Raw genomic sequence first — 24,556 nt, 5'->3', positions numbered from 1 at the left:
GTGCAAATGCTAAAATTTTGTGAGAAATAAAGCCCCCGCCCAAAGAATAATTTTAACATTCATTACCTTTACTCCATAGTTAAACAATATGCTCCAAAGGATACGCAATTTTACCGACAGTAATAATTTTACCAAAGCCGTGATCGTTACGGTTGCCGCAGCCGCGCCGGTTATGATCCTTTCTCGGTTTGGGTATTTTCAGCTTGGTTTTGCCGTTGCATTGGGAGCATTCCTTACCTACCCTGCCGATATTCCCAGCAACCTGCTGCACCGTACAAAAGGATTGCTAACAGCATCACTTATCGTTGCAGGATGCGTACTTATCGTTAACCTGCTGCACCCTTTTAAGCTGCTGTTTTATCCGCTGATGTTTGTGCTTGTCTTCTTTTTATCCATGATATCAGTATATGGGCAAAGGGCAACCATGGTGTCGTTCTCAGGGCTTTTAGCAACGGTACTTGCTACAGGGCATATTCATACCGGCTGGGACATATTAGAATACACAGCGCTAATATTCGCAGGCGGACTCATATATACACTAGTGTCGGTATCGTTTAATTACTTAAGTCCGCACCGTTATACAGAACTCCAGATTGCCGACTGCATGAAGCTTACCGCAAAGTACATGAAGCTGCGCGGCGACTTATGGAACGCTGATGCCGACAGGGCTGCCATTGTAGAGAAACAGCTTCATCTACAGGTTGAGATAAACCTCAACCATGAAAACCTGCGTGAAATACTATTGAGGAGCCGCTACAATAGCGAAAATTCCAACCGGAGCCGTAAGATGCTGCTGGTGTTCATTTCGCTTATGGAGATTTTAGAGCTTGCCTTATCCACATCGTTTGACCACAGCAAGCTGCACCAAAAATTCAGTGAGCACCCTAAAGTACTTAATACCTACCAAAACCTGGCGTATAACCTGGCTTCTTCGCTTAAGAAAATTTCAAAAAGCATAGAGAACAGAACGAAATATACTCCCAAGCACCAATTGCTCGCCGATCTCGAAGCGCTGGAAAAAGCCATACTGGAATACGAAACAGAATTAGGTAAAGAGGCTGCCGCCGAAGGTGTATGGATGCTGAAGAACATGCTGCATTATGCCGAAAAGCAAATTGAAAAGATAAAGCTCATAGAACGTGCCTTTACCGAAAAAATAAAGTTTAAGGAACTTGGCAATGGCAGGGATAAAGACCTTGAAAAATTCCTCACTCCCGATTATTACCCTGTACATACCTTAAAGGAAAATTTAGGTTTCTCCTCTACCATATTCAGGCATTCCATGAGGCTTACCATGTGTATCGCCATGGGTACCATACTATCGTTTATCTTTCCGCTGCAAAATGTGTACTGGATACTGCTTACCATTGTGGTCATTATGCGTCCCGGCTATGGGCTCACAAAACAGCGTTCGTACCAGCGTATCGTAGGCACCATACTTGGCGGAGTAATAGCCTTTGCCGTACTTAGTTTTGTACACCATCCGGTGATTATAGGTACACTTACCATTATATGTATGCTCCTGGGTTACACGTTTACGGCAACAAATTACCGCATAGGTGCCACATTTGTTACCATATATGTAGTTTTTGTCTATGGAATGCTTACGCCGGATATCACCCATGTTATACAATACCGCATACTGGATACTGCCATTGGCGTAGCAATAACGTTTGCAGCTAACTACTTTCTGTGGCCGTCATGGGAATTTATGAGCCTTCCTGTATTTATAAAAAAATCTATTGAAGCCAATAGGAATTACCTTAGCGAAATATCCCATTACTATAACCAAAAGGGCATTGTACCAACATCGTACCGCCTTGCCCGTAAAAATGCCTTTATAGAACTGGGTAACCTCATGTCATCGTACCAGCGAATGGTGCAGGAGCCAAAGTCAAAGCAAAAACAACAGAACCAGGTTTACAAACTTGCGGTGCTTAACCATACTTTGGTATCGTCATTGGCATCATTGGGCACGTATATACAATCGCACAAAACAAGTACAGCCTCTGAAGCGTTTAATGTTGTGGTAAACACTGTAATAAAAAACCTTGACAACGCCATTGCCCTGCTGACTATGGACACAAAGGCTAACGAAGCCCATGAAGATAATAACGAAGAACTTGCCCTGAGATTTACCGAACTGAAAAACATCCGCGCACGCGAATTGAAGGAAGTACACATTACCGATGAAGAAGAATTCCGACTTAAGATGGAAGAGGCGCACCTTGTGATAGAGCAGCTGGTTTGGCTTACAGGATTATCAGAAAAAATAGTAAAGGCTGCGAGGCAGCTGGAGCTGAAGGGGTAGGAATAATTCAGCACCCTGTCATTTCGACCGTAGTGCAGCGTAGTGGAGAAATCTCATAAACTTATTTATTGTTCACCAATAGTAAACCTTGTATGACCCTCTATTTTTTTAACCTCGTTAGTAGATATTGCTTCTCTCCCCCCTATTGCCAAAAAGAGATCATAGTCATGATCTGACAAATCTCCTTTTTTATGGGCTTTTTTCAGCATCTTGGCCATCTCATCATAATATCTGTTAGGACGAACGGCGAATATTACACTGGCATTGGGCAGATTGTAAGCTCCTGCATATTTTTCAACCCTTTGCTTTGACGGATAACCGTATTTGTGCGTCAGGGTTAAAAGCATTTTTGCATTGGTATTATTTACCTTAGCCATAAAATTTTTCCAATCCTGCGGAACGTCTTTCTTAATGTATATTTCTAAAAAGCGTAACAAGTCTACATCAGGAACAGGATTAGTGGCTAAAACATTTGCTTCAATATATTCCTGAAAATTTTGCCCTGTACTTATCCTATCCTGCTCCGGCATTAAATAATACTGCATCACGGCACGTTCTAAGTGATGCATCACCTTTAATGTATCATAAATCAATGCAGCATCTTTCTTAAACAGAGAATCTTTTTCTACCTGGCTAAATGAAAAGACTGAAAACAACAATAAAGATATAGACAGCAAGTGTTTCATATCAAACTAAGGCTTTAGTTCAACTCTTCGTTTTTGTTGTTTTATTTTTAATTTTTCAAGCTTTTTAGCGTCTTGCTTTGTTACAAATGTCTTACCTCCCATTATCGAATACAATTCAAATTCGGTTTGCGTAACATTACCGAGCTTATACTCCCTTTTCATCATTTTAGTCACATCTTCATAATAATTATTGGAAGTCAAAGCAAAATTGATGGCAAATATATCCAGATTTATACCTATAAATTTTTCAATTCTTTTGTGGGATGGATAACCATATTTATCAGCTATACCTAACAACCCTTTGCGTTTGCATTATACACCCGTTTAGCAAACGTGTTCCAGTCCTGCGGAATATCTTTTTTAATATAAATTTCGAGGTACAGCAAAAGGTCTACATCAGGTACCGGATTAGTAGATAATACATTTTCTTCGAGGTATTTTGGCAGATCCTGACCAGAAGTGTTTTTATCTTCCACAGGCATTTGATAATAATCCTTTACTGCACTGTCTAAATGATGCATCACTTTTAAAGTATTATAAATCAACGCAGCATCTCTTTTAAACAAAGAATCTTTTTCTGATTGGCTGAAAGATAAAGCAGAAAATAATAACAGGAATATGGTTAAAACATTTTTCATTTGCCAGGGTTGTTTTTCAGTAACTTCTTAATGATATAATAAACTAAAAACGCAATCCCTACACCCAATATAACATTAAATAATTGCCACACTAACAGGCCTTTACTAAAACCATTCATAAATTTTGATTTAAACTTCTTACAATACTATGAAAAATATTTAAAAGATATATGGAAAATTATAACCAAATAAAAATGCCACTCTTTTCAGGATGGCATTTTACTATAAAGTATATGTACTTTTTAAACGTTTACAGAAGCTGTAAGCCCTAACATCTTATCAGAGTGTTTGCGCACTTCGGCAAGCAGTTCAGGATTGTTATTAAGCTGCTGGCCGTATGATGGTATCATCGTTATCAGCTTATCCTGCCATGCTTCGGTTTTAAGTTGCTCCGGGAAGCAGCGCTCAATAAGGTCGAGCATGATAGAAACCGCTGTACTTGCACCCGGTGAAGCTCCTAAAAGCACGCCAAGCGTACCGTCGGCACTGTTTATAACTTCGGTACCAAATTCAAGCTTACCGCCTTCTTTCTCGTCCTTTTTGATAACCTGTACACGCTGGCCGGCTGTTTCCAGTACCCAGTCTTCTTTTCTAGCATCCGGAAGGTATTCCCTAAGGGCTTCCATCCTGTCGTCCTGCGACTGTGTTACCTGTTGTATAAGATATTTAGTCAGCGACATATTGTGGTAACCCGCTGCAAGCATAGGCCCAATATTATTAGCACGGATAGAGGTAGGCAGGTCAAAATACGACCCCTGCTTTAAGAACTTGGTACTAAACCCTGCATAAGGGCCAAACAACAGCTCTTTCTTTCCGTTTATCATACGGGTATCAATGTGCGGCACAGACATTGGCGGTGCGCCTACAGATGCCTTACCGTATACTTTTGCATTATGTTTTTGTATTACTTCCTCATTTACACACTTAAGCCATTGTCCGCTTACCGGAAAACCTCCAAAACCGTTTCCTTCAGGAATATCTGCTTTTTCAAGCAGGTGAAGCGATCCGCCTCCTGCGCCTATAAAAACAAATTTGCCATACACACGCCTTTTGCTGCCTGTAGACATATCTTTTATCTTAAGCTTCCATTTTGGGGTTTTGCGCGAACGTCTTATATCGCTCACATCGTGGTTAAAGTACATGTTTACGCCCGGCTGTTTGCCTAACCACGTAAACATATCGCGGGTAAGTTCGCCAAAGTTCACATCGGTACCTATAGCCATATGGGTAGCGGCAACAGGCTGGCTGCTGTCGCGATCCTCCATAACAAGCGGCATCCACGATTTAAGGGTTTCTTTGTCCTCAGAATATTCCATTCCTTTAAACAGCGGATTTTTTGTAAGCCCCTCAAAACGTTTTTTGAGGTACTCAACATTCTCCTGCCCCCACACAAAACTCATGTGCGGAATACTCCTGATAAAATCTTCGGGTTTAGAGATACGGTTCTGCTCAATAAGGTAAGCCCAGAATTGCTTTGATACCTCAAACCATTCTGCAATCTTAACCGCTTTTACCGTTTCTACAGTTCCGTTAGGCAGTTCAGGGGTGTAGTTAAGCTCACAAAAAGCAGAGTGGCCTGTACCCGCATTGTTCCATGCGTCAGAACTTTCGGCAGCAGCCCCGTCAAGCCTTTCGTAAATGTCAATTTTCACTTCAGGCATCAGTTCTTTTAAGAACATGCCAAGGGTGGCGCTCATGATACCTGCGCCTATAAGAACCACATCTGGCTCCTGTTTTATAGTTGTGGACATTGTGTAAATTTGAGTACTGCAAATTTACTTTGAATAACTTAAAATTTTATCTTAAATTGGCAGTAAAAGGGTTAAATTTCAATTTTTATCAAAACCAAAATAATTTTCTTTATTTTTTTCGGGATAAATAATCCTGAAGCATTATTGTTGCTGATATCTCATCAATAAGCCCTTTATCCTGACGTTGCTTCTTTTTTAGCCCGCTGTCTATCATAGTCTGAAAAGCCATCTTACTTGTAAAGCGTTCATCTACCCTTTCCAGTTGCATATCAGGAAACTGTGCTATGAATTTTACAACAAATGCCTCGATAAGCGGCGCACTTTCTGACGGAAGCCCGTTCATCTGCTTTGGCTCGCCGATTAGCACCTTTTCCACCTTTTCTTTAGCAAAATAATCCGTAAGGAAATTCACTGCTGTTTCAGAGGCAATCGTAGTCAGCCCCGAAGCGATCATCTGCATTTCATCGGTTACCGCAATACCGGTACGTTTAAGTCCGTAATCAATAGCGAGGATTCTCATTTATCAGATTTAAAGATTGAAAAATTTAAGATTGAAAAATTGCATGACTAGCGTAATTTCCCAATCCTCAAAAGTAAAGGAAAAGTAACTTTTTTGTCGCCTTCCTCCCAAATTTCTTTTAGTTCTTCCTTTATAAGGTCAATAGGGTTAGTGCCGTTTTTCTTTATGTAGTGCTGCACAGCAGACCATGTCTCCAGATATCCAGTAAGCTGCTCAAAGGTCCATGTAAATTCGTTCACAAATTCTTGGGTTTCCAGCTCTTCAAAAGGGAAAGGTATCGTAGTGTAGTTTTCGTCAAGATAACGGCGTTCGGCATCCCAATAGGGACCGGTGATATCATAATAAAAATGTTTCAGCAGTTTATCGGCATCGCCATTGGCAGAAAAAAGTCCGTAACCTAGTACCGCAAAAATGCCGTCGGGTTTCAGTATCCGGTACACTTCTTTAAAAAAAGCATCAAAATCAAACCAATGAATTGCCTGAGCGACAGTTATAAGATCAAACTGGCTTTCGCCGAAAGAAGTTTGCTCAGCACTCTCCTTTTTATACACTATATTATCTGCCTTTGCAGCGTGCTCCAACTGTTTGTCACTTATATCTGTACCATAAACTTCAGTAAAATATTTAGACAACTGAATTGCTACCTGGCCGCTGCCAGTTGCAACATCCAGTGCTGTTTCTTTATTAGTTACGAATGAAACGATATGGTCTATCATTTCTGAAGGATAATACGGCCGGAACTGAGAATACTGCACGGCCTGAGCGGAAAAGTTGTCTTTCATAATAAAATCATCAACAGATGTAAATATAATTCATTATGTTTGAAAAGCATACTCATAAAGCCTGTTTAACTTTATGCCATCTTAAAAATCCATATTATATTTGCCGAAACTAATTTAAAAATGCAGAATTTACAAACCGTTATAGAGCAGGCCTGGGAGAACAGGGCTTTGCTGCAGGAAGAAACTACAACAAGCGCTATTCGCGAAGTTATTGAACTTTTAGACTCAGGAAAATTACGTGTTGCAGAGCCTGTAGAAAACGGCTGGCAGGTAAACGAATGGGTTAAAAAAGCAGTTGTTATGTACTTCCCTATCCAGAAAATGGAAACCCTTGAAGCAGGAATATTTGAGTACCACGATAAAATGCTATTAAAACGCAATTATGCCGAAAAAGGCATACGCGTTGTTCCTAATGCTGTTGCACGATACGGCGCTTACATTTCATCGGGTGTTGTACTTATGCCTAGCTATGTAAATATTGGTGCTTATGTAGATGAAGGCACTATGGTAGACACATGGGCTACCGTGGGAAGCTGTGCACAAATAGGCAAAAACGTTCACCTTAGCGGTGGTGTAGGTATCGGCGGCGTATTAGAACCGCTTCAGGCAGCCCCTGTTATTATTGAAGACGGTGCTTTTATAGGGTCAAGATGCATCGTGGTAGAAGGAGTTCGTGTTGAGACAGAAGCTGTTCTTGGCGCAAATGTATGCCTTACTGCCTCTACTAAAATTATTGACGTTACCGGAGACGAGCCTGTAGAAATGAAAGGTATAGTACCTGCACGCAGCGTCGTTATACCGGGAAGCTACACCAAAAAATTTGCTGCAGGCGAATTTCAGGTACCTTGCGCCCTTATTATAGGTAAACGTAAACCTTCAACAGATCTTAAGACATCGCTTAACAATGCACTACGCGAGTATGATGTAGCGGTTTAAAACCATATTAATGAGCGATCAGAATAATAGAATATCTGCACTGGCCATTGTTTTTAACGAAGAGCACAACATACGGCTGTACCTGGACAACATGTCTTTTGCCGACGAAATTATTGTTGTAGACTCTTTCAGTACAGATAATACTGCTGCTATCATAAAACAGGAATACCCGCATGTAAAATTTTACCAGCGGGTATTTGATGATTTTTCTAAACAGCGAAATTATACATTAGATCTGGCCACAAATGACTGGGTCATGTTTTTTGATGCCGATGAAAGGGTAACCCAAAAAGGTATCGATGAAATCGTTGCTACCGTAAATTCTAACCCTGAAGAAGTTGCACTTTGGGTTAAACGCATATTCTATTATGAAGACAGGCCATTTGTAAACAGTACTGTAAACGACGACAAGACAGCGAGGATATTCCGCAGGTCAAAATGCCGCTATTCTGACAAGCTGGTTCATGAAAAACTGGATATTGACGGAAAAAGCAGGGTCTTAAAACACGCCATACAGCATTATTCTTTCAGGGATAAAGAAGATTTCCTTCAAAAAAGGCTGCAATACTCTAAACTTAAAGCGAGGGAGTTTTACCAGGACGGTGTAAAGACAAACATCTTTCATTTTACGGTAAGGCCGGCATTCCGCTTCTTTAAATTCTATGTGCTTAAACTGGGATTTGTAAACGGAAGACGCGGTTATGAAATGGCCAAGATACTTGGTTATCACGTATACATGAGATACGTATACCTTAAAGAGATGCACGAGCGTGAGTACGACGGTAAAAAAATACTGGTCATACAGGAAAAAATGATAGGCGATGTGCTTGCAGGCAGTATTATCTGCAATGCACTAAAGCAAACGTATCCGGGTGCACAAATTGACTATCTTGTATATGATTTTACCAAACCTGTTATCGAGAACAACCCGAATATTGATAACATTATCTCTTTTAAAGACGAATACAGAAAAAGTCGGTGGGCTTTCCTTAAGTTCCTGTTTGCCATACGCAAAACAGAATACGATGCTGTTATAGATGCCTATAATAAGTGGGAAAGCGGTATCATAACGCTATTTTCAGGTGCTAAAAAAAGAATTGGGTACAAGAAATGGTATACCCGTTTTTTTTATGATAAGACTATAGAGCCTAACTGGAAAACATTAGATTCTGCACTTGTGCACCGTAACCAGCTTACAGAAGCGCTTACGGGATTAGAACATACGATTGAATATCCAAAAATCTTCCTGACGGATACTGCGATAACAGATGCAAAAAGGCTTTTGGCTGCCAGCCTTGACCCTAACCTGCCCGTTATAATGATCAGCGTAATGGGAAGTGACGATATAAAAAGCCTCCCTGCGGCAGAAATGGCCAAAGTACTTGATCTTATTGCTGCCAACACAAATGCGCAGTTGCTCTTTAACTACCTGCCAAAACAGCTTGACCAGGCAAAAGATATATATAAACTGTGCACACCTGCAACACATCAAAAAATACTTTTTGATTTTTATACAAAAGGACTAAGAGAATTTATGGCAGTGCTATCCCAGTGTGATGCACTTATAGGGAATGAAGGCGGCGCAGTAAATATGGCTAAAGCGCTGAACATACCTACTTTTACCATCTTCTCTCCGTGGATCAACAAAAACTCATGGAACATGCTAAATGACGAAGAAAAGCATGTATCGGTACATCTTCAGGATTTTCAACCGGAAATATATGGCAACAACCATCCTAAAGAATTTAAGAGCAAAGCGACAGAACTTTACAAGAAGTTTACGCTAAACCTTTACAGCGACAGGCTTGTTAGCTTTGTAAAAAGGATATCTAAATAAACAATATCTTAGTAATAAGCAATAAAAAAGGGATAACCTGCTATTCCGGCAGTGTTACCCCTTCTTCTTTCTTAATGCCGTAAGGCGTCCATTTTATTTTTTCCTCACGAACCTCTTTGCGTATTGCCAGGTTGGCAGCAAGCGATTCGGGTGTTCTGTACCCACGGGCATGGTCTAGGTGCAGACAGATGGCTTTGTGCCTTATCTGTTTTCCTTTAACGCCAAAATTCTCAAGGCGTTCGCCAAATTCCCTGTCGGGACCTCCGTATTTCATTCTTTCATCATAACCGTTTATAGCTATCATATCATCCTTATATCCCGAAGAATTACAGTTATTGAATGATGGTGTCGTAGTTGTAACCGAATCCAGCACGGCACCAAGCACTGTACCTGCCGTTAATTTCAGCGTTTGCGAGAAACCAAGCTTATCCTGTTTTTTAAGCCAGGTTACATCAAAGCAATTTTCGTTAAGGATATCCTCTTTAGTAATTGTCTCGCTGGTTTTCATGGTGAGCTTACAATAGCCACCCGAAAGAAATTTACCTCTCTCGGCAAACTTAGCATGTACTTCTACAAAGTCTTTACGAGGGATGCAGTCACCATCAGTCATGATGATGTATTCGTTTGCAGCCTCAACAATAGCGACATTGAGTATCTCCTGGCGGCGATACCCTTTATCTTCATGCCAAAGATGTCTTAAAGGCACAGGGTAATTTGCAGCATAACGTTCTATAAGTTCTTTAGTAGAAGGACGCGAACCGTCATCGGCAATAATAACTTCAAAATCCTTATAGGTTTGATTACTGTAGCCTATGAGTACATTCTCAAGCCATTTTTCTGCATTATACGTACTTACTATTACGGATATCTTCATTTTTTTTAGTTTCTGAGGTGCTTAGTGATTTAGGAACTCAGGCCATACATAGAAAACTAAGTGGCTAAGCTGCTAAGCGCCTTTTTCAGGTGCAAAGATAATACAATTAATTTTTTCGGAGGCCAAGCTTTCTTTTGATGGCGCGCTTGCGGTGAAACCTGTTGCTAAAGTACTGTGTACGGTTTACCATAAGGGCAAGTACTTCATCGTAAGGCTTGCCATAAAGTTTAGCATATTCATCGCACATAACGGTTATCAGCCTGGTTTCCGGCGTTAGCTTAGCCATATTTTCTATGCGCTGTTTAAACGACATATGGGTGTGGAATTTCATCCTGTTAAGGTCTACCAGAAAGAAGGCATATTGTCCCTCGCCTGTTTTTTTGATTAGCGTATTTCCGGGAGTATTGTCAAGAAATTCAACGCCTTTTTCATGAAGCTCAAATGTAAAGCGGGTAAACTGCCTTAGTATATTTTCGTGGTCAGGATAATTGGGTATTTCAATCAGCTGCCTGAACGTAAGCTCTGTTTCCATCTGGGCGCTCATATAGTAGCTATCCTGTAACGAAAAAGCCGTGAAATTTTCAAAATAAGCGATTGGCTGTGGTGTGCCTATACCTTTTGCAAGCAGGATATTGGCAAACTCGTACGAGCGGCGTGCCTTAGATTTCCTGAATGTGCGGTATACGATCTTATTGATAAAGTTTGGTATTTTGAATGATTTTACATTCACCGTAAGGCCGACCAGCTCAAAAAGCTTTATCTTATTTCGGGCACCGTCGGCAAACATTGTACCGGTAGCGCTAAAATTTTCTATTATCTGGTTTATTTCTTCAGCCTGGTGCAGGAATTCCGGATGGATTACTTTATTCATTCAGCAGATGCAATTTTATGCAAAAGTAACCATTTTGAATTTCTTACTTCAAATAATTGGTTTATTTTTACCCGGCATAAGATAAAACACAACCATGTTTAACCACTACCTGATTACCCGCTTTAACCTTAAGAATCCTAAATGGGACGTTGCTAAAAATAACGAATCCCTGCTTACAGACGAATGGCTGGACCACAGGCTGTGGCTTTTTGAGAACTTCTGTTTTCCGTCGGTAGCGGCACAGGTAAACCGCAATTTTACATGGCTTATCTATTTTGATGTCACCACGCCTGATGCCTACAAGCAAAAGATTGAGGCCATCATAGGCAACCAGCCTAACATCAGGTTATTCTATATTGAAGGCATGCCGGCATTTTATCCTGAAATACACAAGCTTATTTCGGCTGAAGCCAATGAACCCTACCTTATTACCTCGCGCATAGACAATGACGACTGCATAAGCAAAAACTTTATAGACGAAGTGCAAAAGCAGTTTAAGAGCCAGGAGTATATGGCGATAGATATCATAAACGGCTATTCACTGCAAATTAAGCCAACTATCATGCTGGGCAAAAAAGAGCACATCTTTAACCCTTTTATCAGCCTGATCGAAAAGAACGATAACCCAAAAACCGTTTGGGCAAACGACCATAACCACTGGAAAAAAGAACCGCGCATTACGCAGATTACCAGCAAAAGGCTGTGGATGTCTATTATTCACGAAAAGAATAAGGTTAACGAATTTGACGGTTATGGCAACATACCGTGGCAAAGCGTTAACGATGAATTTATAGTTTCAAAAACAATGAAGGCTGTTATTAACGAAGGCATATTGCCGCACAGCAAGTGGGCATGGACCAGCTTTAAGAACGAACTGTATGTAAAATGGGTGCTTTTCAATAAATCGTTCAAGAAAGCACTGGGTCTTTATAAATTAAAAACATAGCAATTTTTTTATGAATATACTGAATGTAACAACGATGGTAGGCCTTAGGGGCGGTGACTTACAGATGTACACCATTTATAACCTGCTTAAGGAAACCGAAGGAATTAAACAGTATATCCTGTGCCCTGAAAATGCTGACCTTGCTGCCATGTGCAAAAGGGATACTAACGATTGCTATACGTATAAAAAAGATCGGTTCAGGGTATTCAATACAATTTCAGCTATTATACACATCTGCAAAAAAGACAAGATAGATGTTCTCCACATACATGACTCTACTGCGCTAAACTATGCGCTGATAGCACTTAAGTTTCTGCCATCATCTATAACGCTTATTTTAAGCAGAAAAAGAAACAACCGAATCAAGGACAAGTTTCTTAACCGTTACAAATATTCGCATCCAAGAATCAAGAAGATAGTGTCGGTATCTAAGGCAGTAGAAGCTATTTTTGATAACATCATACCCGACAAAGAAAGGCTGCTTACCATTTATGACGCCATAGATGTACAAAAATATGCAACTAAAACAAACAAACACCTCCTGCACACCGAATTTGGTTTTAGCAATGACACTAAAATAGTAGGCAACATTGCAGGGCTTACCAACCAAAAAGATATTTTCACTTTTGTAGATACTGCAAAGAAGATTTTAGAAACAAAACCAAACGGCCTTAAAGTTAAGTTTGTTGTAATAGGCACCGGCGTATTAAAAGACGAACTGGAAGCCTATACGAGAACGCTGGGGGTTGATAACGATGTTTTCTTTACCGGATTCAGGAATAATGCCGATGAGCTATTGCCTGAATTTGATGTGTTCTTAATGACTTCCATTACAGAAGGTCTTCCGCTAACTATATACGAAGCGTTTGCCAGTAAAATACCGGTGGTGAGTACTGATGCCGGAGGAATTAAAGAAGTGCTGATAACGGGACAAACTGGCCTTATGGCAGATGTAAAGGATGTGGAAACACTTGCTAAACATACGCTATCAGTTTTACAGGATAGTGAACTTGCATCTGTACTAACACAAAATGCCCTTACCCTTGTACAGCAAAACCACGATCTTGACACCTTAAAGGAGAATTATTATAATTTTTATAAAAGTCTGTAATTACAATTACCTGTTATACAGCGTGTCGAAAAATGTTTCGAAATGCTGCTGGAAATAAAAGTCATAACTGTTTTCTCCAAGGGGATATACCACCGGAAAAGGCGGGTTTGCCTCAAGCAGTCTTGGTACTTTTAACCCGTCTGCAACGGCATAAGCAAATGACTGGTTGCCAAGGAAGAATCTGGATGACTTTATAATTTGTGCCATTTCATAAAAATCTTTCACATCATAGAACTCAAGATTAGGCACAACTGCCTTCAGGTCTTCGTATTCTTCCTGTATTCCTATAAATAATAAATTATCATATTTGGCAAGAAACGAATAATCCACAAAATAGTTACGTGCCCTGAAACTTCTTACAATTACTACCTTATCTTTAATAACAGGATGCTCGTCTACTTCAAGATAGGGAATATTAAGGTCTGGCTGGATACCTACAATGTGGAAATACCAGCGGTGAGACAGGAAACTAAAATCAACAGGAAGGTCGCGAAACAGATCAAGATCAATATCTATCTCCTGTCCTCCCCAAACCGCAGCTGTAGAAAGATATTCCTGTTTTTTTAACAGAGGAAGCAGCTTTGATATAAGTTTGCTGTTTAGCATTACCTTACCCGCAGGGTGCTTGTAATAATTTTTTACGTGTATAGGAATGTCAGATGCAATGTATAAATTGCAGGCGTGAGTTTTAGCCAGTTCTTTTATCACGGGAAACGAATATACAATATCGCCCAGATGCCCGGAATGTTTGAAATTTAAAACTTTTTTATTGGCTATGCTTTCATTAATGGCGTCTATGACAGGACTAAAATGTTTGTTATAGGCTTCTAACTTACTATCTGTTTTAAGGCCATTTTTAATTTCCTGATATTTTTGATAGTTCGTGTATTTATACCAATACTTAAGTAGTACCTTTTGTTTTATGCTCATATACCGCTATTCCTTAAAGATTAGCAAATGTATTAAAGATATATCAGCCAAATGTTTAATTTTACCAAAAAAAAGCGATGAAAATTTGTTTGATAATAACAACCTACAACTGGCCTGAAGCATTGGAGCTGAGCTTGAAAAGCGTTATGCGCCAAAGCCGCCCGCCCGATGAAGTGATAATTGCCGACGACGGTTCTAAGGGAGAAACAAAACATCTTATAGAGTCGTACATGGATAAGATTAAAAACCTTAGGCATGTGTGGCATGAAGACAACGGCTACCAGAGGGCAAAAGTGGTAAACCTTGCCATTATGAGTTCTGAAGCTGATTTTATTATCACTACCGACCAGGATTGTATTTTACACAAGGATTATGTGCTTGACTATTCATTGCAGGCAGAGCACGGCTGTTATATATCGGCGTATCGCATCAACCTAAGAAAAGAACTTACTTATAAAATACTCGCTCAAAAAAGGCTGCCGAATATGTTTGAGCTGCTAACACAAACCAAATGGAACCTCAAGCATCAGCAGCGAATCCCTTCTAAATGGAAGAAAAAGACACGTTACATTACTACAAGTTCTAACGGAACCTATGGATGTAACATGGCATTCTACAGGAACGACCTTATGGAAATTAACGGCTACAATGAGAACTTTGTAGGCTGGGGGCCTGAAGATTCTGAAATGACACAAAGGCTGATTAACAATGGTAAAAAGTGGAAGAGGATATATTACTCTGCAATATTGTACCATTTATACCATCCTGAGCTTAGCAAAAGCAACCTTGAATTTAATGTAGACCTTTTAAGGAAAACCATAGATAACCGCCTTACCTATATTTGTAACGGCATCTGCAAATCTAAAACCGACGTAGACGTAGCATGATAAAATTTCTTGACCTGCAAAAAATAAACCTGCTTCACCAGGACGAGATAGAAGCGCGCCTGATTAAAACATTCAGGAGTGGCTGGTACCTTTTAGGAGAAGAAGTTAAGCAATTTGAGAATAACCTTTCTGCATATATTGGGGCACCACATGCCATAGGCACAGCAAACGGCCTCGACGCACTGCGCCTCATCTTTAAAGCATATATAGAACTTGGCGTTATGCAGCCTGGCGATGAAGTGATTGTTCCTGCAAACACCTATATAGCGTCATTACTTGCTATTACAGATAACAACCTGGTTCCTGTGTTGGTTGAACCGGATATCAACACTTATAATATCAACATCAGCCTGATAGAGGAAAATATATCGCCAAAAACAAAGGCGATAATGATTGTGCACTTGTACGGACAGGTAATTTTTGATGCCGAATTAAAAGCATTGGCCCAAAAACACAACCTCAAGATAATTGAAGATAATGCACAGGCTATAGGTGCCGCATGGCAGGGTGTCAGAACCGGAAACCTGGGCGATGCAGCCGGATTCAGTTTTTACCCGGGCAAGAACCTTGGAGCGCTTGGCGATGCCGGCGCAGTTACCACAAACGATGAATTATTAGCTAATACGATACGCGCGCTGGCTAACTATGGGTCGGAAGAAAAGTATGTAAACAAATTTCAGGGACTCAACTCCCGCCTTGATGAGATGCAGGCAGCAGTGCTTGATATCAAGTTGCAGTACCTTGATACCGAAAACGGCATCCGCAGGCAGGTAGCAAAATACTACAATGAGAACATTAAAAATCCGCTGATCATACTTCCTGAAATGCCATCAGATGGAAACAATCACGTATGGCATTTGTATGTTATCCGCACGCCGGAAAGGGACAGGCTCCAAAAACACCTGGCAGACAACGGCGTACAAACGCTGATACACTACCCTATTCCTCCACACAAACAGGAGGCTTATCCTCAGTTAAATCATTTATCTTTGCCAATAACAGAGCAAATACACCGTGAGGTACTGAGTTTGCCTATAAGTCCTGTATTGACGGAGGAAGAAATCAAAAAGGTTGCAGATACCATAAACAATTATAAGTAACACCATGAAGCCTAACTATATCTGGATTCTGTTTGTATTACTTTCGCTAAATATTTTTGCACAGCGTACTATGAAATATTTTTCTCCTGAAAGCCAATACTACGGAATTTACTTTCCTGATGATTTTTTAGTAGGTACCGACCATGAAGATAATATCGTAACGTTTACAGACCTGGCTGAAGGCGGAATAAATATTACTGTAAGCAGTTATATTTTTGAGAACAAAGCAGCAGCAAAGGCTTTTATTGTCAAATTTGCTGAATTGACAGAAATCAAAAAAGAAGAATGGCCAAACGATACATCAAAATTTGACGACCTCATAAAAGGAAGCGTTAAAAAAGGTGATAATGATTACTGGACGTGGTGGTACATAGTAAAAGATAACCATGCAATGTCTATATCAATAAATAAACCCACACAAATAACTGACGAAGACACTGGGCTTTCGAAATACATGATCGAAAATCTGGATATATGACCTTAAAATAACACGCATGAGCACACCCGATGTAAATACAGAAGTACACAATGCCTTTGAAGTAATCAAAAACGGCGGAATAATACTATACCCTACTGACACCGTTTGGGGAATTGGCTGTGACGCCTCTAACCCTGAGGCGGTTAAAAAAATATATGCATTAAAACAGCGCGAAGAAAGCAAAAGCATGATCGTGCTTATGAATAGCGACCGCATGATGCATACCGTTTTCAGCCAGATACCCGAAGTGGCATGGCAAATACTTGACCTTTCTGAAAAGCCTACAACACTTATTCTTGACAACCCTCGCAATGTGGCGGCAAATATTATTGCCGAAGACAAGACCCTTGGTGTGCGTCTTGTTAAAGAGCCTTTTTGCTATAAGCTCATGGAGCGCATGAAAAAACCACTGGTTTCTACATCGGCAAACATAAGCGGCATGCCAACCCCTAATTCTTTTAAAGAAATTGACCATCATATTTTGGACGGCGTAGACTATATCGTAAATTTGCACCACGATAAAATTGCCGCTAAGCCATCTACCATTATTAAACTTGGTAATGACTTACAGGTAAAAGTGATACGACGTTAATGGAAAACAATACTTCATACAAAGAAGCACTAACAAACAGGATATTTGAGATCACCTCGCAGGCAGCCACAGCGCTTAACGTAAAAAGTTATGTGATAGGCGGTTTTGTAAGGGATTTTCTTTTGCAGAGGGATTTTAAGAAAGATATAGATATTGTTGCCGTAGGCAGTGGTATTGCCCTGGCAGAAAAAGTATCGCAAATCTTGCCAAACAAACCTAAAGTACAGGTATTTAAGAACTATGGCACTGCAATGCTTCGCTTTGAAGATATTGACATTGAGTTCGTAGGCGCCCGAAAAGAATCATACAACCGCGACAGCCGCAACCCCATTGTAGAGACCGGCACGCTGGAAGACGACCAGAACCGTCGTGACTTTACAATAAATGCTTTAGCCCTTTCATTGGCTGAAGAGAATTTTGGGGAGTTGGTAGATCCGTTCAATGGTGTTGAAGACCTTAATAACAAAATAATTCGCACGCCCCTTAACCCTGATATTACCTATAGTGACGATCCGCTGCGAATGATGCGTGCCATTCGTTTTGCATCGCAGCTCAATTTCACTATTGAAGATGAGTCACTTAAGGCTATAGAAAGGAATAAGGAGCGCATCAAAATAATTACTGGTGAGCGTATTGTAGATGAGCTTAATAAAATACTGATGTCGCCTGTTCCGTCTTTAGGCTTTAAGCTGTTGCACCAAACAGGATTGCTGCACATCATACTGCCTGAGCTTACCGCCCTTCAGGGAGTTGAGGAAGTAGAAGGCCAAACCCATAAAGACAACTTTTACCATACCCTTGAGGTGGTAGACAATATAGCGCCAAATACAGATGATGTTTGGCTTCGCTGGTCGGCACTGTTGCACGATATTGGCAAAGCGCCTACCAAAAAATTCAGTAAAAAAGTGGGATGGACATTTCACGGGCACGAGTTTGTGGGTGGCAAAATGGTTAAAAAACTGTTTGAACGCCTACACATGCCGTTGAACCAAAAAATGAAATTTGTTTCTAAAATGGTTATGCTGAGTTCGCGCCCCATTGTCCTTGCACAGGATATTGTGACCGATTCGGCAGTGCGCAGGCTTATTTTTGATGCCGGCGAAGATGTAGAGGATCTCATGATTCTATGTGAGGCCGACATTACCACCAAAAACGCACAGAAGTTCAAAAAATACCATAATAACTTTAAGATAGTACGCCAAAAACTGGTGGAAGTGGAAGAACGCGACCATGTGCGTAACTTTCAGCCGCCTATTACCGGAGAGGAGATCATGGAGATCTTTAACCTGAAACCGGGAAGGGAAATTGGTGTCCTTAAGGAAGCGATAAAAGAAGCAATACTGGAAGGCGAGATTCATAATGACTATGATTCGGCGTATGCCTTTATGATGGAAAGAGCGAAAAAGATGGGGCTGGAAGTGGCAAAGTAACAGAGTCGCAAAGTTGACTGCAAACGTGTGTCATTTCGACCGGAATATAATGGAGTGGAGAAATCTCAGATTGATTCCCAAAGTTTTAGTTATAATGTCGTTTATTCCCTGAGATTCTTCGACTTCGCTGCGCTGCGCTCAGAATGACACTCTGCTGTTATCCTAACGAAAGAAGGATCTATAAAAGAATATAAATCGCATAGGAACCTGACATATATCATAAAATAAATTACGGCTTTACCCGTAATTCGCAATAAAAAAAGAAATGAAATTTAATTTTCAGAAGATTACAAAAACCGCTCTTATTCTGGTTTACTTAGTAATAGTAGCCGGTGCGTTAGTACGCATGACAGGATCCGGAATGGGATGCCCTGACTGGCCAAGATGCTTTGGGTACTACATTCCACCTACTGATATTAAAGAACTTATGTGGTCACCAAACCACGAGTTCAGTAAAGGTCAGGTTATCATACAGGATGAAAAACTTTGGGTGGCTAAAGAAACATTTACCACTACAGATACTTACAACCCTGAAAACTGGGAGGTTTACACCAAACACGATTACGCCGAATTTAATCCCGTACATACCTGGGTAGAGTACATCAACAGGCTTACAGGAGCGCTTGCCGGTCTCGCTGTGTTAGCAATGGCATTTGCATCATTAAGATTCAGAAAGACGAAATCAAGCCTAATCCTGCTTTCATGGTTTGCCGTATTTTTAATGGGCTTTCAGGCATGGCTGGGCAAAACAGTTGTAGACTCGGTACTGAACCCTATCAAGATAACCATACACATGGTAGCAGCACTTGTTATTGTTGCAGTAATACTGTATATTCTTGATAAATCTAAAGAACTTACGCATACCGCAGTAACATTAAAAAAAGATAAACTTTTTAAGACACTGCTAGTTGCTTCATTAGCTATAACCCTTATACAGGTTGTCCTGGGAACTGAAGTACGCCAGTTTGTAGACGAACGCATCAAGATGCTTGGCTATGAAAACATGCACCTGGTTATGGACAGCCCAATCATTAATTTCTATATTCACAGGACTTTTTCTTTTGTGGTATTTGGTGTTAACCTATGGCTTTACCTGCGCAACAGGAAACTAAACCTGGGCTATGCAAAAACCACCTGGGTTATGTACCTGCTTATCTTAGAGATCGCATCAGGAATTGCAATGTACTATTTTGATTTTCCTTTTGGGATGCAGACAACGCACATAGTTGCGGCTTCTGTTCTTTTTGGTATCCAATATTACATGATACTGGAAAGCGGAAGGAAAGCACAGCAACATTTAGCATAGTTTTACATTTCCCTTACCACAAGTTTAAGAATTGAGCAGGTAACTTTACATTAAACAAATAAAGAAAAAGACACCATGCCGAATTCAACTGAACTTAAAGGAAACTGGGACGAATTTAAAGGAAAACTAAAACAGAAATATGCCGAACTTACAGACGACGATTTGACGTATGAAGAAGGCAAAGACGATGAAATGTGGGGCAAACTTGAACAGAAACTGGGCAAAGCGAAAAAAGAGATTTTATCCCTGTTTCAATAGCCCATTTTCCTTCAGGGTTATATAACCACATATTCCGAAACTGTTCTATAAGTAGTATTCTGCTTATCGAACAGTTTTTTTATACCTATAATTTACCTGCCTCTTTTATTAAAAACGCCGCAACTCCATAAAGGCCAGATAACCAACAGCGGATGCAGGAACAGCCGTGTTAGCCTTATATTGTCTGTATCAAGCCCAAAAGCAGGATCATGATTTACGTATTGCGCATAATTGCCCGGGAAGATGCATATAAAAAATATTGCAGCGACCCAGCCTACTGTAGTACGGTAACGGGCTAAAAATAATAGCGAAAGCCCGATCAGCAGCTCCACAATACCTGACAGTGTTACGACAAGGCCGGCGTCCAGCGGAACCCAGCCGGGAACCTGCGAAAGAAATTCCTCATGCAGAAAAGACAAATGGCCTATACCGGTAAATACTAAAAGACAGCCCAGCAATATCCTGAAGATATTCTGGGCTTTTGTGTAATGAGTAGAAGTTTCCATAATAGTAAGTGATTGGTTTACTCAAAGTTAAGTACAATTACCTTACAAAATAATGGTTGGGTTATTTTTACTAAATCGTCAGAATCAAACCATAGATACGGTTATTCTCTTGATTATTTTTACTTTTTTGACTGCAATGCACCTGAACTCCATAACGCCCAGCCCATGAGCACCGGTTGAAAGAACAATCTTGCCAGTCGCTTATTATCGGTATCCAGTCCGAAACCGTCACGCCGATTTTTGTATTGGGAAATATTCCCCGGAAACACTGCCGCGAAAAAAGAAGCAGCAACAACTCCGGTTGTTTTACGTTCTTTTTTTAAAGCAGCGATAGATAAGCCCAATGCAATCTCTGCAACTCCCGAAAGTAAAACAGTTGTGTCTTTATCTACAGGAACCCAGTCGGGTACCTGTGCCTGAAACTCTTTCCTTGAGAAGGTTAAATGGCCTATACCTGCTGTAACAAGCATGGCACCAAGAGCAATTCTTGAAAGGTTTTGGGTTTTGGTATATTCTTTCTTTGTTTTCATAGCTGATACTTTTAGTTTTACTAAAGTTAGCCACTCCAATTACTGAAGCAAAGCACTTTACATCAACTTTATGAAAACAGGCTTAACCCAGCCATTCCCTGAAATCGTTTACACGCTCGCGGCTCACGATAACCTCATCGTCTTTATATGTAGGCAGAATTATTTTAAGGCGTGAGTTGGTATATACAACAATATCTTTAATAGCAGTAACAGAAACGATGAACTTTCTGCTTACGCGAAAAAACTTTGCAGGGTCCAGCTCATTTTCAAGTTGCTCAAGGGTATTTTCAAGAAGATAATCCCTGCCGTCTGTCGTATGGATGTACGTGCCTTTGTTTTCACTAAAAAAGCACTCGGCGTCCTCAACGTTTATCATTTTAAGGTGCTGCCCCATTTTTATGGTAAAGCGCTGCTTATAGCTTTTCTCTGCGGGGTTGGCAAGCATTCGTTTTATCTGGTCAAAATCCAGAGAAAGGTTCTGCGCTTTCGGCTGTCGTTCTTTGTATTTATTCACTGCTGCTGCCAGGTCATCTTCATCAATAGGTTTTAAAAGATAATCTATACTGTTTAGCTTGAAGGCGCGAAGGGCATATTCGTCATAAGCAGTCGTAAAAATTACAGCACTGTTAATCGCTACGTTCTCAAATATTTCGAAAGAAAGCCCGTCTGAAAGCTGAATGTCAAGGAATATAAGCTCAGGATGCGGATTGCTGCCAAACCATTCCAGGCTTTCTTCTACAGAATGCAGCATTGTCCCCGCCTCTATTCCTAATTTTGACAGCTTGCGCTGCAACAGGCGTGCAGCAGGTTTTTCATCTTCTATTATTATAACGTTCATTTTTTGATTGATGATTTATTGGTTGTAAGCTTTTTACCGCAGTTAAACTACTGCCATTCCTTTTTGTTGTTCTTTTCCTGCTCCATAAGCTCCTGTATTTTGCGTTTTTCCCATTCTTTTGCTATGGTTACACTGGGTTTAAAGGCGCCTAACCAATGGAAGAACACCCCTATTCCCCAGCCTAAAGGCATCATAAAAGTATCCCATTCAAAAAAGTTTTCACCTTCTTTCAGGTCAAAGGCATGCACGATTAGGAAAAAGATATTAACAATAAGGTAGATTACAAAGTGCATATAGAACCCTTTTATCTCCTTAACTTTCTTTCGCGCTTTTTGAAGCCTTACCTGTTCGTCAAATGATTTTTCCATGTTACTCATATTTAGCCTGTTGTTCTTTTTCCCTGTCTATTTTATCCATCAGCTCTTTTAGCTTTCTCTCTTCCCAGTCCTTGCCTAAAAAAGGATAGCCAAATGCTGCCATTGCGTGAGCTGCAATACCCATTCCCCAGCCGAGTGCCGAAAACCAGAACCAATGAAACTGCGGACTAAAAGTAAGGTTCACTATTATTACAATGGGTATACAGATAAGGTAACTTGTAACGTTTATGTAAAACGATTTTATTTCTTTTGCTTTGCGACGTGCCCTGTCGTAGGCTGTTTTTTCTAAGTTGTCCATAATCAATATTATTTCCAGCGGTTAGACTTTTCTTTATTCATAATCTCTCTTACCTTACGCTCCTCCCAGTCATTATCCAGGAACGGCATATAGTCGTAGGTTTTAAATCCGTGGATGATTACACCTATACCCCAACCTACCATAGGAAATAAAAACCACAAATATGCGGGGTATGTAAGCAGATTAAGAATGGCGAGGCCAATGGTAACTACTATGTATGAGGCAAGGTTACCATAAAAACCTTTAATCTCCTCTATTTTTTTCTGTGCTTTAAAATAGCTGCTTTGTTCGTTTTCGTATGTTGTTTCCATAACCGAAACTTGTTTAGTTAATATGGGCAGTTTAACCCTAAAATACTCATCTGACGCCTCCACCAATACATTTCGGGAGGTTAAAATTGCATAGCGGCTCACTATATTCTGCAGGCCTACTCCGCGCCTGTCCTGCAGTACTTCCTTCTTCTGGAGATTATTCCCCACTACCAGGTAGCCGTTTTCTTCAAAGATCGTAATATGAAGCGGCCTCTGCGGACTCACCACATTGTGTTTTATCGTGTTTTCTAATAATAACTGCAACGACAGCGGCACTACCTTACATTCGCTGTCCGGTTGTTTTTCAGGTAATTCGTAAGAAAGGCTGTTCTCAAACCTCATCTTAAGTAGGTTCATGTAGGTCTTTGCAAACGAAAGCTCCTCCTGAACACTAATGAGCTCCTTATCTTTCTGCTCAAGTACGTAACGGTATATTTTAGATAAAGACGTTGTGAATCGCTGCGCATTATCAGGATTCTCTTCGATCAAAGAGCTCAATACATTGAGGCTGTTGAAAAGAAAGTGCGGGTCTATCTGGTTCTTAAGCGACTCAAACTGTGCAGAAGCTGTACCTGCAATTATCTTTTGTTCCTTTACCTTGTTTTCCTGGTAACGTTTATAGAAATAAAAAGCATGTGTTGCTCCTGTTAAAACAACAGTGATTATCGTAGCGGTATAATAGTTAGAAAGTGTTTCTGTTTCAAAATAAGCTGCAAACGATTTGCCTTCAAATCCCACCTCTTCAAAAACACGAAGCAAGAATATTATAAATACCGATACTCCTATTGATCCGAAGAAACCATACACCAGCCGCGGCGTGCTCATTGTGCCTTTGCCAAACTTTTTGTCAAAAAGCACAAACAGCGTACTGTTAGCCACATACAATAAAACCGAATACAGCATTACAAAGACAAAATTGAAGAACAGGTTATTGTCCCATTTAAAAGCCTTTCCGTTTGCCATGGCAACAAAAAACAGTACAACAAAAATTATTGTCCCTATGGCCAGCGACCTGAATATTTCCCTATAGATTCTCTTCATTACTTTTTAGCGCTTATTTTTACTTCTCTTTTAATCCTCATAATTTTTATGAGTTGATAGAGTGTTCCTGTAAACCATATCGCAGCTATAAAAAGCATCCAGTGCACCACGTCTGTTGTTCTTACAATAGCTTTATTATACTTCTGGAAAAGCCTCAACATTTTCTTTTGTGAATTTATATCTTCCAGCGTTTCAGGATAACCAAATGTGCTCAATGATGGCGTTGACGGCAGCGCAAGGACAGCGATGAAGATTGTAATTCCAAACCCTATCAGCATTATTTCTAAGTCCTTAAGCTTATCACGAAGTGGATCGCCTGTATCGCGCTTAATAAATCTTGCATAAATAGCCGTTAGTACCAAAACCGGCAGGAATACATAGCCAATATTTGAGTCGTCTTCAAAAATCATA

Annotated in this window: 28 protein-coding genes; 12 read left to right on the top strand and 16 right to left on the bottom strand. The window is 40.3% G+C overall.

Translation table 11 applies throughout. The annotated features are described in order from the left end of the window. The first annotated feature begins 88 nt into the window (after positions 1-88). Positions 89-2,311 (top strand): FUSC family protein, encoded by a 2,223-nt coding sequence (locus R1T16_RS06570; protein WP_317500302.1) that lies wholly within the window; start codon positions 89-91, stop codon positions 2,309-2,311. A gap of 65 nt (positions 2,312-2,376) precedes the next feature. On the opposite strand, the gene R1T16_RS06565 is transcribed toward R1T16_RS06570, so the two are convergent. The 6 genes from R1T16_RS06565 to R1T16_RS06540 all read right to left on the bottom strand — a co-directional run bounded on the left by R1T16_RS06565 (position 2,377) and on the right by R1T16_RS06540 (position 6,688). Further along, entirely contained in the window at positions 2,377-2,997 is a 621-nt protein-coding gene (locus R1T16_RS06565; protein WP_317500301.1) for a hypothetical protein, read from the bottom strand. A gap of 6 nt (positions 2,998-3,003) precedes the next feature. Next, on the bottom strand, positions 3,004-3,294 hold the full coding sequence (locus R1T16_RS06560; RefSeq protein ID WP_317500300.1) for a hypothetical protein: 291 nt from the start codon (positions 3,292-3,294) through the stop codon (positions 3,004-3,006). Continuing rightward, positions 3,288-3,635 (bottom strand): hypothetical protein, encoded by a 348-nt coding sequence (locus tag R1T16_RS06555; protein WP_317500299.1) that lies wholly within the window; start codon positions 3,633-3,635, stop codon positions 3,288-3,290. Before R1T16_RS06555 ends, R1T16_RS06560 begins: the two co-directional genes overlap by 7 nt. Before the next feature lie 242 nt (positions 3,636-3,877). After that, positions 3,878-5,386 (bottom strand): malate:quinone oxidoreductase, encoded by a 1,509-nt coding sequence (locus R1T16_RS06550; RefSeq protein ID WP_317500298.1) that lies wholly within the window; start codon positions 5,384-5,386, stop codon positions 3,878-3,880. Between the two features lie 109 nt (positions 5,387-5,495). After that, positions 5,496-5,906, bottom strand: coding sequence for a Holliday junction resolvase RuvX (gene ruvX, locus R1T16_RS06545; protein WP_317500297.1), 411 nt, complete (start codon positions 5,904-5,906; stop codon positions 5,496-5,498). Between the two features lie 47 nt (positions 5,907-5,953). Beyond that, on the bottom strand, positions 5,954-6,688 hold the full coding sequence (locus R1T16_RS06540; RefSeq protein ID WP_317500296.1) for a class I SAM-dependent methyltransferase: 735 nt from the start codon (positions 6,686-6,688) through the stop codon (positions 5,954-5,956). Positions 6,689-6,808: 120 nt separating this feature from the next. Between R1T16_RS06540 and R1T16_RS06535 the strand changes: the two genes are divergently transcribed. Continuing rightward, positions 6,809-7,624, top strand: coding sequence for a 2,3,4,5-tetrahydropyridine-2,6-dicarboxylate N-succinyltransferase (locus tag R1T16_RS06535; protein ID WP_317500295.1), 816 nt, complete (start codon positions 6,809-6,811; stop codon positions 7,622-7,624). A 10-nt stretch (positions 7,625-7,634) separates the two neighbouring features. Then, positions 7,635-9,461, top strand: a complete 1,827-nt coding sequence (locus R1T16_RS06530) for a glycosyltransferase (protein ID WP_317500294.1) — start codon at positions 7,635-7,637, stop codon at positions 9,459-9,461. Positions 9,462-9,501: 40 nt separating this feature from the next. Here R1T16_RS06530 and R1T16_RS06525 read toward each other — a convergent pair whose 3' ends face one another. Next, positions 9,502-10,335 (bottom strand): glycosyltransferase family 2 protein, encoded by an 834-nt coding sequence (locus tag R1T16_RS06525; protein WP_317500293.1) that lies wholly within the window; start codon positions 10,333-10,335, stop codon positions 9,502-9,504. Between the two features lie 106 nt (positions 10,336-10,441). Next, positions 10,442-11,206, bottom strand: coding sequence for a Kdo domain containing protein (locus R1T16_RS06520; protein WP_317500292.1), 765 nt, complete (start codon positions 11,204-11,206; stop codon positions 10,442-10,444). Between the two features lie 94 nt (positions 11,207-11,300). Here R1T16_RS06520 and R1T16_RS06515 point away from each other — a divergent pair, with 94 nt between their 5' ends. Then, on the top strand, positions 11,301-12,152 hold the full coding sequence (locus tag R1T16_RS06515; protein WP_317500291.1) for a glycosyltransferase: 852 nt from the start codon (positions 11,301-11,303) through the stop codon (positions 12,150-12,152). Positions 12,153-12,162: 10 nt separating this feature from the next. After that, positions 12,163-13,263 carry a glycosyltransferase family 4 protein gene (locus R1T16_RS06510; RefSeq protein ID WP_317500290.1) on the top strand — a complete coding sequence of 367 codons (1,101 nt, stop codon included), beginning with the start codon at positions 12,163-12,165 and terminating at the stop codon, positions 13,261-13,263. A 6-nt stretch (positions 13,264-13,269) separates the two neighbouring features. Here the strand turns inward: R1T16_RS06510 and R1T16_RS06505 are convergent, their stop codons facing one another. After that, on the bottom strand, positions 13,270-14,193 hold the full coding sequence (locus tag R1T16_RS06505) for a hypothetical protein (RefSeq protein ID WP_317500289.1): 924 nt from the start codon (positions 14,191-14,193) through the stop codon (positions 13,270-13,272). A 77-nt stretch (positions 14,194-14,270) separates the two neighbouring features. On the opposite strand from R1T16_RS06505, the gene R1T16_RS06500 reads away from it, so the two are divergent. The 7 genes from R1T16_RS06500 (at position 14,271) to R1T16_RS06470 (ending at position 20,244) form a co-directional block, all read left to right on the top strand. Next, on the top strand, positions 14,271-15,080 hold the full coding sequence (locus tag R1T16_RS06500; protein ID WP_317500288.1) for a glycosyltransferase family 2 protein: 810 nt from the start codon (positions 14,271-14,273) through the stop codon (positions 15,078-15,080). After that, positions 15,077-16,180, top strand: a complete 1,104-nt coding sequence (locus tag R1T16_RS06495; protein WP_317500287.1) for a DegT/DnrJ/EryC1/StrS family aminotransferase — start codon at positions 15,077-15,079, stop codon at positions 16,178-16,180. The genes R1T16_RS06500 and R1T16_RS06495 overlap by 4 nt, the downstream gene beginning before the upstream one ends. A gap of 4 nt (positions 16,181-16,184) precedes the next feature. Beyond that, entirely contained in the window at positions 16,185-16,658 is a 474-nt protein-coding gene (locus R1T16_RS06490; RefSeq protein WP_317500286.1) for a hypothetical protein, read from the top strand. 16 nt (positions 16,659-16,674) lie between these two features. After that, a complete protein-coding gene (locus R1T16_RS06485; protein WP_317500285.1) occupies positions 16,675-17,250 on the top strand; it encodes an L-threonylcarbamoyladenylate synthase in 576 nt (191 codons plus the stop codon). Continuing rightward, complete coding sequence (locus R1T16_RS06480) at positions 17,250-18,680, top strand: CCA tRNA nucleotidyltransferase (protein ID WP_317500284.1); 1,431 nt, start codon at positions 17,250-17,252, stop codon at positions 18,678-18,680. Before R1T16_RS06485 ends, R1T16_RS06480 begins: the two co-directional genes overlap by 1 nt. A gap of 265 nt (positions 18,681-18,945) precedes the next feature. Further along, complete coding sequence (locus R1T16_RS06475) at positions 18,946-19,986, top strand: COX15/CtaA family protein (RefSeq protein WP_317500283.1); 1,041 nt, start codon at positions 18,946-18,948, stop codon at positions 19,984-19,986. A 75-nt stretch (positions 19,987-20,061) separates the two neighbouring features. Beyond that, positions 20,062-20,244 carry a CsbD family protein gene (locus R1T16_RS06470; RefSeq protein WP_317500282.1) on the top strand — a complete coding sequence of 61 codons (183 nt, stop codon included), beginning with the start codon at positions 20,062-20,064 and terminating at the stop codon, positions 20,242-20,244. Positions 20,245-20,336: 92 nt separating this feature from the next. Here the strand turns inward: R1T16_RS06470 and R1T16_RS06465 are convergent, their stop codons facing one another. The 7 genes from R1T16_RS06465 to R1T16_RS06435 all read right to left on the bottom strand — a co-directional run bounded on the left by R1T16_RS06465 (position 20,337) and on the right by R1T16_RS06435 (position 24,555). Continuing rightward, complete coding sequence (locus R1T16_RS06465) at positions 20,337-20,750, bottom strand: hypothetical protein (RefSeq protein WP_317500281.1); 414 nt, start codon at positions 20,748-20,750, stop codon at positions 20,337-20,339. Between the two features lie 119 nt (positions 20,751-20,869). Then, the gene (locus R1T16_RS06460; protein WP_317500280.1) at positions 20,870-21,280 is read right to left on the bottom strand and encodes a hypothetical protein; all 411 of its coding nucleotides are present in this window, start codon (positions 21,278-21,280) and stop codon (positions 20,870-20,872) included. A gap of 82 nt (positions 21,281-21,362) precedes the next feature. After that, entirely contained in the window at positions 21,363-22,118 is a 756-nt protein-coding gene (locus R1T16_RS06455; RefSeq protein WP_317500279.1) for a LytTR family DNA-binding domain-containing protein, read from the bottom strand. Between the two features lie 47 nt (positions 22,119-22,165). Further along, positions 22,166-22,486, bottom strand: a complete 321-nt coding sequence (locus R1T16_RS06450) for a 2TM domain-containing protein (protein WP_317500278.1) — start codon at positions 22,484-22,486, stop codon at positions 22,166-22,168. Position 22,487: 1 nt separating this feature from the next. Continuing rightward, complete coding sequence (locus R1T16_RS06445) at positions 22,488-22,793, bottom strand: 2TM domain-containing protein (protein ID WP_317500277.1); 306 nt, start codon at positions 22,791-22,793, stop codon at positions 22,488-22,490. A gap of 8 nt (positions 22,794-22,801) precedes the next feature. Continuing rightward, positions 22,802-24,145 (bottom strand): histidine kinase, encoded by a 1,344-nt coding sequence (locus tag R1T16_RS06440; protein ID WP_317500276.1) that lies wholly within the window; start codon positions 24,143-24,145, stop codon positions 22,802-22,804. Further along, positions 24,145-24,555, bottom strand: a complete 411-nt coding sequence (locus R1T16_RS06435; protein ID WP_317500275.1) for a hypothetical protein — start codon at positions 24,553-24,555, stop codon at positions 24,145-24,147. Before R1T16_RS06435 ends, R1T16_RS06440 begins: the two co-directional genes overlap by 1 nt. Position 24,556 lies beyond the last annotated feature (1 nt).

It is taken from the genome of Flavobacterium sp. DG1-102-2, from assembly GCF_033042555.1.
Taxonomy (GTDB): domain Bacteria; phylum Bacteroidota; class Bacteroidia; order Flavobacteriales; family Flavobacteriaceae; genus Flavobacterium.
Note: the sequence above shows the minus strand (reverse complement) of the source record. Positions and strands in the feature narration are given on the sequence as shown.